Here is a 13,874-nt window from a genome sequence, read left to right as displayed (position 1 = left end):
TAACATTACCTGAGGATTACGGCAAATCATGCTGGCGAAAACAGGTTTAAGAGCTATAATTCGTCAACCATTTTAAGGTGGAAGAAATAATGATTAATTTGAAAGCAGTCATTCCGGTAGCAGGCTTGGGCATGCATATGCTGCCAGCCACAAAAGCCATTCCTAAAGAGATGCTGCCGATTGTCGACAAGCCAATGATTCAGTACATTGTCGACGAGATTGTTGCTGCAGGGATCAAAGAAATCGTCCTGGTTACGCACTCGTCCAAGAATGCGGTAGAAAACCACTTCGACACCTCTTACGAACTCGAAGCGCTGCTTGAACAGCGCGTTAAGCGCCAGCTGCTGGCGGAAGTGCAGTCTATTTGTCCGCCAGGCGTGACCATCATGAACGTGCGCCAGGCGCAGCCGCTGGGTCTGGGCCACTCTATTCTGTGTGCCCGTCCGGTTGTGGGCGATAACCCATTCATCGTCGTGCTGCCGGATATCATCATTGATACTGCTTCTGCCGATCCGCTGCGTTATAACCTGGCGGCAATGGTGGCACGTTTCAATGAAACCGGCCGTAGCCAGGTGCTGGCGAAACGCATGAAGGGCGATCTCTCCGAGTACTCTGTGATCCAGACTAAAGAGCCGCTGGAGACGGAAGGGCAGGTGAGCCGCATCGTTGAGTTTATCGAAAAACCGGATCAGCCGCAGACGCTGGACTCAGACCTGATGGCTGTAGGTCGCTATGTTCTGAACGCAGATATCTGGGCCGAGCTGGAAAAAACCGAGCCAGGCGCCTGGGATCGTATTCAGCTGACCGACGCGATTGCCGAGCTGGCGAAAAAACAGTCCGTAGATGCTATGCTGATGACCGGCGACAGCTATGACTGCGGTAAGAAAATGGGTTATATGCAGGCGTTCGTCAACTATGGGCTGCGTAACCTGAAAGAAGGGGCGAAGTTCAGAACCCGTATTGAGAAGTTGCTCGCAAGCGACTGATATTCCGGCCACGATTTGAACAAGCGGCAGTCATTATTTTGGTATGTTGATATCTAACCAAAATGATGACTGCCGTTTTTTGTTATAAATTAAATAATTACATAGAGTTATCGGGTTTAAATCTGGATCGCTTTGTAGCGATTTGTGCTTGTTTCTGAGGTCGTTTAGGACGACAATTAACGCCAGTTTTTTGTCTGTATCCAGACAAGAAAAATCATTTAATCACACATCGCTCAGTGCACTGGTAGCTGTTAAGCCAGGGGCGGTAGCGTGCCTTGTATTCGCAATTGAATATAGAACGAACAGTCGTGCCTATACAGTTTCTCGCGATCCTGCACTCTTCGCAGGCAAAAAATATCAGATAGAGCAGATAGGGGATATCAATGAAAGTATTGGTGACGGGCGGAACCGGGTTTCTTGGTACTGCTTTAGTCCGGACGTTGAAATCATCAGGACACGAGGTGATATTAACAACGCGCAAGCAGGAGAACACTGAACAGGGAATTTACAACCTGGGTGATATCTCAGCCGATACCAACTGGATAAATCTTCTTCAGGGATGCGACACTGTCATTCATACTGCGGGAAGAGCACATATCCTTAATGATGATGCTCAGGACGCTTTAGCGGAATTTCGCCGTGTTAATCACGACGCGACGATGAAATTAGCGAGAGATGCTGCGACCAGCGGGGTTAAACATTTTATATTTGTAAGCTCAATCGGCGTTAACGGTAATGCCACCTCAGGGATCCCATTTACTGAGGCCTCGGAGCCACAACCCACTTCCGATTACGCCATTTCCAAGCGAGAAGCTGAGCAGAGTCTACTTAATCAATTTGCAGAAAGCGATATGGCGATCACCATTGTCCGTCCTGCATTGATTTGTGGTGAAAATGCACCGGGTAATATACAGCGTCTTTTAAAACTGATTTCTAAAAACCTACCGTTGCCATTTAAAAATGTTAGGAACAAGCGAGCACTGGCGTCTCTGGATAATGTTGTCAGTTTCATCAGCGAATGCGTGGTGAATGAGAAATCTAAAAATCAACTCTATTTACTTGCAGATGCAGAACTTCCTTCAACCAAAGATATGATTAATGCCTTTGCTTCAGGAATGGGCATTAAAGCGAAACTGATCTCATTCCCAACGGGTATCTTCAGGTTATTACTTTCTACTGTTGGTAAACGAGGTATTTACGATCAGCTGTTTGGCGATCTGGAAGTCGATGCCTCTAAATCCCGGGAACATTTAAACTGGACGCCCCCGATAACGCTTTATGAAACGATGAAAAAAACGGCGAAATATTATACCGAAGGTAATAAATAATGATGAATTTTGGGATTGTGATATTCGCTTTTTTTGTCTCATGCGCACTGACTTGGGGATTGCGGGGGTATGCCATAAAGCATAATGTTATTGACCGCCCTAACCAGAGAAGTTCTCATTCTGTACCCACCCCTCGAGGTGGTGGGGTAGCGATCGTCCTGACGCTCCTGGTTGCTTTAGTAGGATTTTATCTTAATCATACGCTTACGTTGGAGAGCTTCCTGGGTTTGTTTATTCCAGGGGTAATTGTTGCCATCATCGGTTTCCTTGATGATCATGGTCATATTGCGGCACGCTGGCGTCTATTGATGCATTTCCTGGCAGCAGCAATTGGCATCTATTTCCTGGGATCCTTCCCTGTCATTACGCTGTTTGGTTACGATCTTTCCTTATCCTGGATTGGTATGATTCTGGGCTGTATTTATCTGGTCTGGATGTTGAATTTGTATAATTTCATGGATGGAATTAATGGCTTAGCCAGCGCTGAAGCAATAACATTTGCCGCATGTAGTGCAATGTTGATTGTTGTAAACCAGTACACGGACGCGCCTGGAAGTATTTTTCCGATAACGCTTGCTCTTATCGGTGCCGCGGCTGGCTTTATTGTCTGGAACTTCCCGATAGCAAAAATCTTCATGGGCGATGCCGGAAGTGGTTTTCTTGGGATAACAATCGGGCTGATGATCCTGCATATTGCGAAAGTTGACTCGCATTTCTTTATTGCAGAATTATGCTTGCTGGGCGTATTTATCGTCGATGCCACAACAACTTTGTTGAGGAGGCTCGTAGCAGGTAAAAAGGTCTATGAAGCACATGCCAGCCATGGCTACCAAATCCTCGCAAGAAAATATGGCAGCCACGTTCCGGTGACATCATTGGCGATTGCCGTCAATCTGCTGTGGCTCTTCCCCATTGCCTTTTTTATTGCCTCAGGCAAAATTGATGGTGTTGTGGGGCTGCTCATCGCCTGGTTCCCGATTCTCGTTGTTGCACTGAAATGTGGTGCAGGCGTTAAAGACAAAGAGAGCAACGTCAATGCATGACTTATTGATTTTGGGAGCGGGTGGTCATGGCCGTACGCTGTACGAGACAGCGAGACTGCTTGGATATAGGGATATCGTTTTTCTCGACGATAATGCATCCCACATCCATGACACAAATAAACTCATTATTGGAAAAATTTCTGAACTACATTTACATATCGAAAAGGCCAGTCATGTAGCGATTGGTATTGGAAATAATAAAGTCAGAGAGCAGCTCTATCGGCAGCTTACCAGCTTCGATATTCACCCCGTAAAGCTTATTCATCCCTTTGCATTTGTCAGCCCATCGGCGACGATTGGTGATGGTTCAGTCATATTAGCGGGAGCGGTGGTAGGTGCTAACACAAAATTAGGTACGGGTACGATTGTAAATAGCCATTCGACAGTAGATCATGATTCAACTCTGGGGGATTTTGCTCACTTAGGTGTTGGTGTACATCTTGCTGGAGGCACTGCTATTGGGAAATCGGCGTTTTTGCAGGTGGGTACAGTGTGTGGTTATAATGCAAAAGTAGATGATGACTCAGTGTGTTATGCTGGTACTATTTTATAAACTGAATGCAAGCTTTAACGAGGCGACCAGTTTTTAGTATGCTAAATTATTTAATATCTTTACCCAGACCAATCAAACGAATTATTACTCTTTCCATAGATATTGTACTGCTCTTATGTGCATTTTGGTTTGCATTTTGGGTACGTATCGATTCAATGACTCCAATATATAGTACGGCGCATTGGTTATTTATATTTTCAATAATTTTCGTCACTCTGGCGATATTTGTTAAATTAGGGCTCTATCGAGCCGTAATTCGCTACATTACTGCAAAAATATTACTGGTAGTTACGGTTGGGATGGTTATATCATCCATTTTGCTTATTATCGCAGCGTTTTATACTAATCTCTATTTGCCGAGAACGATTCCATTTATTTATTTCTCGTTCGGTTTACTGCTTATTGCCGGATCGCGGCTTGGTATGAGGATGTTGGTCAATCGCGGGCTGAATCTGGGCACTCGGGTGGTGATTTATGGGGCCGGAGCATCGGGCCGTCAGCTACTGCCAGCGCTGAGCCAGATGGACGAATATTATCCTGTTGCTTTTGTCGATGACAACCGTGCTCTGCAAGGTCAGGTGATTCATGGCGTCAGCGTTTTCGCGCCGGAAAAACTACCATGGTTGGTTGAGAAATACGAAGCGAAGAAAATTCTGCTTGCCATGCCAAGCGCCAGTCGAGCCAGGAAGAACGAAGTCATTAAAACACTGGAAGGTTTGCCGTGCGAGGTACTCTCGATTCCCGGCATGGTCGATCTTGTAGAGGGCAAAGCGCGTATTGACTCGTTGCGCAAAGTGGTTATTACCGATCTGCTGGGCCGCGATCCTGTTTCACCCATTCCGGAATTGGTTTCCCGTAATATCAACGGGAAAACGGTTATGGTCACCGGGGCAGGAGGATCGATTGGTTCTGAGCTTTGCCGGCAGATAATTAAAAATAAGCCGAACCAGCTTATTCTGTTCGAATTGTCAGAATTCTCACTCTATTCCATTGATTCGGAGCTGCGTAATCTGAATCTCAACCAGAATCTTAAGGTTAAAATTTACCCAATTCTAGGCAACGTACAAGATAAAGAGCATCTCGAAAGATTAATCAACACATTCAACGTCAATACGATTTATCATGCTGCGGCGTACAAGCATGTACCGCTTGTCGAGTTCAACGTTCTGGACGGAGTGCGCAATAATATCTTTGGTACGTTGAGCTGCGCTCAGGCTGCAGCAAGTTGCGGTGTAGAAAACTTTGTCTTAATTTCGACCGATAAAGCCGTGCGGCCTACCAATACAATGGGGGCGACCAAACGAATGGCTGAGTTAGTGCTGCAGGCGCTGGCGAAGGAATCCAGCAAAACTTGCTTCAGTATGGTTCGCTTCGGCAACGTATTGGGTTCGTCGGGTTCTGTTGTGCCGTTGTTTGAAAAACAGATAGCTGCAGGTGGTCCTGTGACTCTGACCGATGAGAATATTACGCGTTACTTTATGACTATTCCTGAAGCGGCGCAGTTGGTAATACAGGCGGGCGCCATGGGTACGGGCGGCGATGTTTTTGTTCTGGATATGGGGGAGCCAGTCAAGATCATCGATCTTGCACATCGCATGATTACCTTGCAAGGACTCACTGTTCGTGATGATAAAAATCCTTATGGTGATATTGAGATAAAAACGACGGGTCTGCGCCCAGGTGAGAAACTGTATGAAGAGTTGCTTATCGGCGACAATGTATCTACAACACAGCACCCGCGTATCAGGACCGCTAATGAAGTGATGTTGCCATGGAGTGAGATGAGCATTATTCTCCATGACCTCGACAACGCCTGCTGTGAGTTCGACTACGAACGCGTGCGTGAGATACTGTTGCAGGCACCTGCAGCATTCAATCCAACCGACGGTATCTGCGATTTACTCTGGAATGAAAAAATAAGTTAAAATAGCAGATGGTCGTTTTCTCAGCCTTGAGTGCTTATCGAAAGTCACCAGGGCGTCGGCATGTAATATATTGTTTCTGAAAAACTTAAGAGCGAAATAAACGTGAAAATTCTGGTCACTGGTGGAGCAGGCTTTATTGGGTCTGCAGTGGTACGACACATTATTAATAATACGCAAGATTCTGTGATTAACGTCGATAAATTAACTTACGCAGGGAATCTTGAATCTCTGGCTGATGTTGCGCAGAGCGATCGCTATCATTTTGAACATGCCGATATCTGCGACAACGACGCAATGGCGCGTATTTTTGCAGAACACCAGCCGGATGCTGTAATGCATCTGGCCGCCGAGAGCCACGTTGATCGCTCGATTACGGGCCCTGCAGCTTTTATCGAGACTAATATTGTTGGCACCTATGTTCTGCTTGAAGCAAGCCGCAAGTACTGGTCTGAGTTAAGTGCTGATAAAAAAGCGTCATTCCGTTTTCACCATATATCTACAGATGAAGTGTATGGCGATCTTCCGCACCCTGATGAAGTTGCAAAAGGCACTGCACTGCCGCTGTTTACTGAAAAAACTGCCTATGCCCCAAGCAGTCCTTACTCTGCTTCTAAAGCGTCCAGCGACCATTTAGTCCGTGCATGGCTACGCACCTACGGTTTCCCTACCATTGTAACTAACTGTTCGAACAACTACGGCCCTTACCATTTCCCGGAAAAACTCATCCCTCTGGTAATCCTCAATGCGCTGGATGGAAAAGCCCTACCGGTTTACGGTAAAGGTGATCAGATTCGCGACTGGCTGTACGTTGAAGATCACGCCCGTGCGTTATATACCGTGGTGACGCAAGGCAAGATTGGTGAAACCTACAACATCGGCGGCCACAATGAAAAACAAAATCTTGATGTGGTAAATACCATCTGTTCCCTGTTGGATGAAATTGTTCCGAAGGAAGGCTCCTATCGCGAGCAGATAACCTATGTGACTGACCGTCCTGGTCACGATCGCCGCTACGCGATTGACGCTGAGAAGATTAGCCAAGAGCTGGGCTGGAAGCCTCAGGAAACCTTCGAAAGTGGCATTCGCAAAACGGTAGAATGGTACCTGGCGAACACACAATGGGTAGAGAATGTGAAAAGCGGCAGCTACAAATCCTGGATTGAAGAAAACTATGGAGATCGTGTCTAATGAATATTCTTCTATTCGGTAAAACCGGTCAGGTGGGTTGGGAGCTACAACGTGCTCTTGCGCCGCTAGGTAATTTGATTGCTCTTGATGTCCATTCTCAGGAGTATTGTGGCGATTTCAGTAATCCTGAAGGTGTTGCAGAAACTGTGCGTCGTATTAAGCCTGACGTGATCGTTAACGCAGCTGCGCATACCGCGGTCGATAAAGCTGAGTCAGAACCAGAATTTGCTCAATTGTTGAATGCAACTAGTGTCGAGGCGATTGCTAAAGAGGCTCAAAAGCTGGGTGCCTGGGTTGTTCACTACTCTACAGATTACGTATTCCCTGGTAATGGAAATACGCCGTGGCTGGAAACGGATGCCACAGCGCCACTCAATATTTATGGTGAGACCAAATTAGCTGGTGAAAAAGCGTTAAGTGAAAATTGCGCACGCCATTTGATCTTCCGGACGAGCTGGGTTTATGCCGGCAAAGGGAATAACTTTGCACGTACTATGCTGCGACTGGCAAAAGAGCGCTCTGAACTGTCAGTTATTAACGATCAATTTGGTGCACCTACAGGCGCTGAATTATTAGCAGACTGCACGGCTCATGCTATTCGGGTTGCCCTGAATAAACCTGAGGTGGCAGGAACTTATCATCTGGTTGCCAGTGGCACGACAACCTGGTATGACTATGCCTCGCTGGTATTTGAAGAAGCGCGTAAAGCAGGAATGGAATTGGCATTAACCCAGCTTCATGGGGTGCCAACCAGCGCGTATCCGACACCTGCAAAACGACCGGCAAACTCCCGCCTGAATACCTTAAAGTTCCAGCAGAATTTCAACCTGGTACTGCCGCAATGGGACGCGGGGGTTAAGCGTATGCTGACTGAATGGTTTACAGCAACAGCGATTTAATAATGATAAAGATGCCGGAGGATGGGCATCTCATGAATATAGAGATGATGAAATGAAAACGCGTAAAGGTATTATTCTGGCGGGTGGTTCTGGTACTCGCCTGTATCCAGTTACAATGGCTGTTAGTAAACAATTATTACCAATTTATGATAAGCCGATGATTTACTATCCGCTGTCTACGCTGATGCTAGCAGGTATCCGAGATGTTCTAATTATTAGCACGCCACAGGATACACCACGTTTCGAACAACTGCTGGGTGATGGAAGCCAGTGGGGGCTGAATCTGCAATACAAAGTTCAGCCAAGTCCGGATGGGCTGGCGCAGGCTTTCATTATTGGTGAAGAATTCATTGGTAACGACGATTGTGCCCTGGTATTGGGAGATAACATTTTCTATGGTCACGATCTTCCGAAATTGATGGATACCGCCGTAAATAAAGAAAATGGGGCAACAGTATTTGCCTATCATGTGAATGATCCTGAGCGCTACGGTGTTGTTGAATTTGATAAAAATGGCACCGCCATCAGCCTCGAAGAAAAACCGCTGGAGCCGAAGAGTAATTATGCGGTGACGGGGCTCTATTTCTACGATAACAGTGTCGTTGAGATGGCGAAAAATTTAAAACCGTCTGCGCGTGGTGAGCTGGAAATCACTGATATTAACCGTATTTACATGGAGCAAGGAAAGCTTTCCGTTGCGATGATGGGCCGTGGGTTTGCCTGGCTTGATACAGGAACTCATCAGAGCCTGATCGAAGCGAGTAACTTCATTGCAACCATCGAAGAACGCCAAGGACTAAAAGTTGCATGTCCTGAAGAAATTGCCTACCGCAAAGGATTTATTGATGCTGAGCAGGTTAAAAAACTCGCTGCTCCGCTATCAAAAAACCAATATGGACAATATTTGTTGAAAATGATTAAAGGTTATTAACTGATGAACATTATTAAGACTGAAATACCCGATGTATTAATATTTGAACCAAAGGTATTTGGAGACGATCGTGGTTTCTTCATGGAAAGTTTCAATCAGCGAATGTTCAACGAAGCTGTAGGTAAAGAAGTTAATTTCATTCAGGATAACCACTCCAAATCTAGCAAGAACGTACTTCGCGGTTTGCACTATCAGCTTCAACCATATGCTCAAGGTAAATTAGTGCGTTGTGTTGTAGGTGAGGTTTTTGATGTTGCTGTCGATATTCGGAAAGGCTCAAAACATTATGGAAAATGGGTCGGAGTATATCTTTCTGCTGAGAACAAGAAACAGTTATGGATTCCTGAAGGATTTGCTCATGGCTTTTTTGTATTGAGCGATATTGCAGAATTTGTGTATAAAACAACTAACTACTATTCTCCTGAGCATGAGCGTTCAATCTTATGGTCAGATAGTGATCTGAGCATTGAATGGCCAATCAGTCACGATTGTTTGCCAAGTTTATCTTCCAAAGACCTTTCTGGTAAAGCTTTCAGAGATTCAGATTATTAATTTATGCTTGGGCCTGTAAATAGCATACAGGCTTTTTTCACATAACTGAGTGTATTGTACCAGTGAAAAAAAACATTATATTGCTATTTTTTGTGCAGGCATCAAACTACTTATTCCCTTTGCTAACTCTTCCCTATTTAATGCGTATCCTCGGTGCTGAGAATTTTGGCGTTGTCGCTATGGTTCAAGCATGGATACAGTATTTTATAATTTTTGTTGATTATGGTTTTAACTTTAGCGCGACATTATTAATATCAGTTAATAAAAATAAACAATCTAAAATCAACTCTATTTATACAGCAGTGACTGCTGCCAAGTTATTATTGTTATTGGTTGTGTTATGCATTTTTTCTTTATATGTGATGATTAATGGTTCAGATATATACTCACATCTGATCCTCTTAGGCATGATTTCTGTCATTGGTACGGTTATATTTCCTGTATGGTTATTTCAAGGTATTGAAAAAATGCAGGGTATTGCAATATGTACAACCATAGCAAAATGTATATCTCTATTGCTAATTTTCCTTTTAGTGAAAACAAGTGATGATATGAATATGGCTGTAATTAGTCAATCATCAGGAATGTTTGTTTCAGGAATTTTGGCTTGTATTTTTATAAAAAAACAAAAATTGGCAAAGTTAACAAAAGTTTCAATGCAAGAAATATATTTAGTTTTGTCCAAAGGATTTGACCTTTTTGTATCTAATATTACTATTAGTTTCTATACAACTTTAAATATATTGATTATTGGTTATTTTGGTGGTCCGGCACTGGCAGGATATTTTTCAGCAGCAGATAAAATTCGAACAGCTGCACAAGGTTTAATGAGTCCCGTTCAGCAAGCGATGTTCCCAAGAGTGAGTTCATTGATTAATGATGGGAAAACGCTCAAGGAAATTTTGAACTTATATGGCAAGAAATTTATGGCATTTGGCTTGCTAATATCTTTCTCAATGGCGGCTATAGGATATCCCGTATCTCTTTATTATTATAGTGCGGAATATCGCGTGTCATCTATGATATTACTGATGATGTCTCCTCTACCATTCATTGTGTCAATCGGTGTTGTTTATGGACAGTGGTGGTTGATACCTAATAATTTAACAAAAATTGTCAGAAAAACATATCTGGCTGTTAGTTTCATGCATATTATAGTTTCTGTTATATTAATGCATATTACTCCGACCTACGGTGTGACTATCAGTGTTATCATTACAGAAATAATTGTTTCTGCTATTTTTGTATTGGCTACTATTAATAGCGGAAAAATATCAAAATGATTAAGTGCAGGCCCAGAAACCCAGCTAGTTATCTATGTCTCTATATTGTCGTTTCATTAGTGTTATGGTTTTCTCAAAATAGTTTATATATTACTTTTAATTCCGGTTTGATGCTATTAATTGTTGCTTATTTGTATTTTTTCTTAGGTTGTTATATTGGAAACAGAACAACAAATCACCATCATTCAGATGAAATAATAAAAAATAAACCGATAGTTAATTTTGCATTTCAGATAAAAATTCTACTTGCAATCAACTTGGTTATATTGGTTTATCTTTGCTTCCTTTTTAATGATATTATATCAGGCGGTATTTCTTTCGCAGAATATAGAGATAGTCTATTTAAAGATCAATCAATAAAAGAATATTATGGCGCTTTTGCTGCCTACTTATTTGTCTTTGCAACGTTAGTTCCACTTTTTGGTATCAGCTATGGCTTATATTTAAAGATTAATCATAATAAATCTGCAATCTTTTTCTTCTCATTTTTAATGCTGATAGGGAAAGAAAGTATTTTGATTTCTAGATATTATGTGTTTGCCCCAGTTTTGGCTTCAATACTAATATTATATTGTTATGATAGCAAAATGACTTTAAAGAAGGTGGTTTTTACTCTTACCGTATTTCTGATCTTGCTATTAGCAATATTTGCTTTTAGAGGGGATAGTGATTTAAGCCAAAGTCTAATTAATACTCGTAATTATGCTGTTGCTGGTTACTCACTTTTTACTCATGCGATTGATAGCGGTGATATTGATACATTATATGAGCTTTCGAGTCCATTTTCTTTTTTAGGAATCCTTGGGGCTAAGTTTTATGATCAAAGTTCTTTCTTTGCAAAAGTGCAGGACTTTGTGCTACTCGGGAATGCTGGTTATTTTAATGCTTTTTATACATCATTATTATTACCGTTTTTATATTTTGGTAGCTTAGGGTTAGCTTTGCTGAGTTTATTGTATGGATATATTTTATCAAAAAATCATAAATTATTTTTGCATCGAAACTCATTCCTGAACTTCAATTCACTTTTTGCCTTGGTTGTTATTTTCTTTTCTCATCAATTTTTACCGGTGCAGTTATCCTTTTTTTGGGATTATTTTCTGATTTCGTTATCAGTTCATTTTATTGTAGTATGTTATAGAAATATAAGGAGCAATTTTTGAAAACGTTAGCATTTTATCTTCCGCAGTTTCATGAGATTGAAGAAAATAATAAGTGGTGGGGGAAAGGTTTCACTGAATGGGTTAATGTCAAAAAAGCAACGCCTCTTTTTAAAAACCATTATCAACCTAGAGAACCTTTGAATGACTATTATTATAATTTGCTTGAAGTCGAAACTTTGAAATGGCAATCGGAATTGGCAAAAAAATATCATATCGATGGTTTTTGTTTTTATCATTATTGGTTTAATGGTAAGCGTTTATTGGACAAACCTGCTGAACTATTATTAGAGAATATAGATATAGATCTTCCATTCCTTTTTTCATGGGCTAACGAGCCATGGACTCGTAGTTGGGATGGTAGTCATCGAGATGTTATCATGCCCCAGAGTTATGGAGACGAATCAGATTGGTTGAATCATTTTAATTATCTCAAGCCATTTTTTGAAGACGAAAGATACATTAAGCATAATGGAAAACCTGTTTTTCTGTTATACCGCTCTGCTAGCTTTGAGAAGTGCAACGAGTGGATTCAGTATTGGCGAAAACTGGCAAAAGATACGTCGTTCGGCGATATACATTTCGTATCAACACTTACTTCATTCGCTCAAGATCATCGCCAGTTAGATTTTGATGCGGAATTGAATTTTGAACCCATGTGTACTTTTGAACACAATATGGGGAAAATTAAGCCGCTAGTACGAAAAATCGTTGGAAGGATAAAACGTATTTCTAATGAAAAATTAAAAACCAATTACGTGGAGCAGTTATTATCTTATCAATCAATCTGGGATAAAATACTTGAAAAAGATTTCAGTGAAACGCATTATTCTGGTGCATTTGTTGACTGGGATAATACTCCCAGGAAAAAGACTAAATCGTTGGTTATGAAAGGAAGTGATCCGCAAGTATTTAAGAATAATTTTGACAAACTTTATAAAAAGTCTGTGACTGCAAATGTTCCTTATCTATTTATAAATGCATGGAATGAATGGGCTGAAGGTACTTATCTTGAACCTGATAAAAAACATGGTCATGGTTATTTGGAAGCGGTGAAAAAAACTATTGAAAAATATAAATAAATTGATTGGTGGTAAATCGTGATTAGTTCTGTAACTGTAACATTCAATCCTGATATTATTTGTTTAGAAAAACAGTTTCTATCTTTGCAGGACCAGATAGATGATGCTGTTATTGTGGATAACGGATCTCAAAATTTTAATGATGTGAAAGCATTAGCTAACAGATTTGATTTTGTTTTGATCAGTTTACCCGTCAATATGGGACTTTCACATGCACAAAACATTGGTATTGAAAATTCCTTATCTCGCGGTGCCAATTATTTATTGCTGCTTGACCAGGACAGTGTGCTAGGTACTAATTTTATTAGCGCCATGAGTAAAGTGTACACTCAGTATAATGTAGGTATTCTTGGCCCTTCTTTTTATGATCCTCATACAAACGAATTTTATTGGGGAACTAATTATATTGGTCCTTTTATTAAACGTACACTAATTCAAGAAATAACTGATGTAACTTATGTTATTGCATCTGGCTCTTTCTTTTCTTCTGAAGTATATAAGAAAGTTGGCAAGATGGAAGAAGCATTATTCGTAGATTATATCGATGTTGAGTGGGCTCTGCGCGCTAAAAAAGTTGGATACCGTGTAGCGATGACTAATCAAGCCTCCATGGCTCATACGATTGGTGATTCAAGGCTGAATTTGTTAGGGCGTAAAATATCTATTCATAGTCCTATGCGACGTTATTTTCTTGTGAGAAATAGCTTCTTTATGATTAGGAAATCTTATATTCCTTTAGGTTATAAAGTTAGAGAGGTCTTCCTGAATTGTGCACGTGCAGCAATATCTTTACTCCTAAATAAACAAAAAAAGAAAACGCTAATGATGATATTTTACGGTATTTCTGATGGTGTTGCAGGCAGATTTGGACCATTTAAAAGAAATTAGTAGCCACTGTTAATATCTCATTGCAAGTTGATGAGCATTAGTAACGATATACTTAT

At 41.5% G+C, this 13,874-nt stretch carries 13 protein-coding genes; all 13 read left to right on the top strand.

The window, feature by feature from the left end; all coding sequences use genetic code 11:
- Nucleotides 1-89 precede the first annotated feature (89 nt).
- The 13 genes from galF (at nt 90) to DFO52_RS04720 (ending at nt 13,818) form a co-directional block, all read left to right on the top strand.
- Entirely contained in the window at nt 90-986 is an 897-nt protein-coding gene (gene galF / locus DFO52_RS04780) for a GalU regulator GalF (protein ID WP_112778367.1), read from the top strand.
- Nucleotides 987-1,369: 383 nt separating this feature from the next.
- A complete protein-coding gene (locus DFO52_RS04775) occupies nt 1,370-2,314 on the top strand; it encodes an NAD-dependent epimerase/dehydratase family protein (RefSeq protein ID WP_133549535.1) in 945 nt (314 codons plus the stop codon).
- The gene (locus DFO52_RS04770; protein ID WP_133549533.1) at nt 2,314-3,357 is read left to right on the top strand and encodes a glycosyltransferase family 4 protein; all 1,044 of its coding nucleotides are present in this window, start codon (nt 2,314-2,316) and stop codon (nt 3,355-3,357) included. Before DFO52_RS04775 ends, DFO52_RS04770 begins: the two co-directional genes overlap by 1 nt.
- Entirely contained in the window at nt 3,350-3,910 is a 561-nt protein-coding gene (locus tag DFO52_RS04765) for a sugar O-acyltransferase (protein ID WP_133549531.1), read from the top strand. Before DFO52_RS04770 ends, DFO52_RS04765 begins: the two co-directional genes overlap by 8 nt.
- A gap of 38 nt (nt 3,911-3,948) precedes the next feature.
- Complete coding sequence (locus DFO52_RS04760) at nt 3,949-5,835, top strand: nucleoside-diphosphate sugar epimerase/dehydratase (protein WP_133549529.1); 1,887 nt, start codon at nt 3,949-3,951, stop codon at nt 5,833-5,835.
- Between the two features lie 102 nt (nt 5,836-5,937).
- Complete coding sequence (gene rfbB, locus DFO52_RS04755; RefSeq protein WP_133549527.1) at nt 5,938-7,023, top strand: dTDP-glucose 4,6-dehydratase; 1,086 nt, start codon at nt 5,938-5,940, stop codon at nt 7,021-7,023.
- Complete coding sequence (gene rfbD, locus DFO52_RS04750; protein ID WP_133549525.1) at nt 7,023-7,922, top strand: dTDP-4-dehydrorhamnose reductase; 900 nt, start codon at nt 7,023-7,025, stop codon at nt 7,920-7,922. Before rfbB ends, rfbD begins: the two co-directional genes overlap by 1 nt.
- Before the next feature lie 52 nt (nt 7,923-7,974).
- Complete coding sequence (rfbA, locus tag DFO52_RS04745; protein WP_063923190.1) at nt 7,975-8,853, top strand: glucose-1-phosphate thymidylyltransferase RfbA; 879 nt, start codon at nt 7,975-7,977, stop codon at nt 8,851-8,853.
- Nucleotides 8,854-8,856: 3 nt separating this feature from the next.
- Nucleotides 8,857-9,405: a dTDP-4-dehydrorhamnose 3,5-epimerase gene (rfbC, locus tag DFO52_RS04740; RefSeq protein ID WP_133549523.1), complete on the top strand. Its 549-nt coding sequence runs from the start codon at nt 8,857-8,859 to the stop codon at nt 9,403-9,405.
- Nucleotides 9,406-9,467: 62 nt separating this feature from the next.
- Nucleotides 9,468-10,688 (top strand): oligosaccharide flippase family protein, encoded by a 1,221-nt coding sequence (locus DFO52_RS04735; RefSeq protein WP_166642345.1) that lies wholly within the window; start codon nt 9,468-9,470, stop codon nt 10,686-10,688.
- Nucleotides 10,685-11,851, top strand: coding sequence for an O-antigen polymerase (locus tag DFO52_RS04730; RefSeq protein WP_133549519.1), 1,167 nt, complete (start codon nt 10,685-10,687; stop codon nt 11,849-11,851). The genes DFO52_RS04735 and DFO52_RS04730 overlap by 4 nt, the downstream gene beginning before the upstream one ends.
- Nucleotides 11,848-12,930, top strand: coding sequence for a glycoside hydrolase family 99-like domain-containing protein (locus DFO52_RS04725; RefSeq protein WP_133549517.1), 1,083 nt, complete (start codon nt 11,848-11,850; stop codon nt 12,928-12,930). Before DFO52_RS04730 ends, DFO52_RS04725 begins: the two co-directional genes overlap by 4 nt.
- Before the next feature lie 18 nt (nt 12,931-12,948).
- Nucleotides 12,949-13,818: a rhamnosyltransferase gene (locus DFO52_RS04720; RefSeq protein WP_133549515.1), complete on the top strand. Its 870-nt coding sequence runs from the start codon at nt 12,949-12,951 to the stop codon at nt 13,816-13,818.
- Nucleotides 13,819-13,874 lie beyond the last annotated feature (56 nt).

This window comes from Enterobacter sp. AG326 (assembly GCF_004362415.1).
Lineage (GTDB): Bacteria > Pseudomonadota > Gammaproteobacteria > Enterobacterales > Enterobacteriaceae > Enterobacter > Enterobacter asburiae.
The sequence above is the reverse complement of the archived record's forward strand: the minus strand, read 5'-3'. Positions and strand labels throughout refer to the sequence as shown.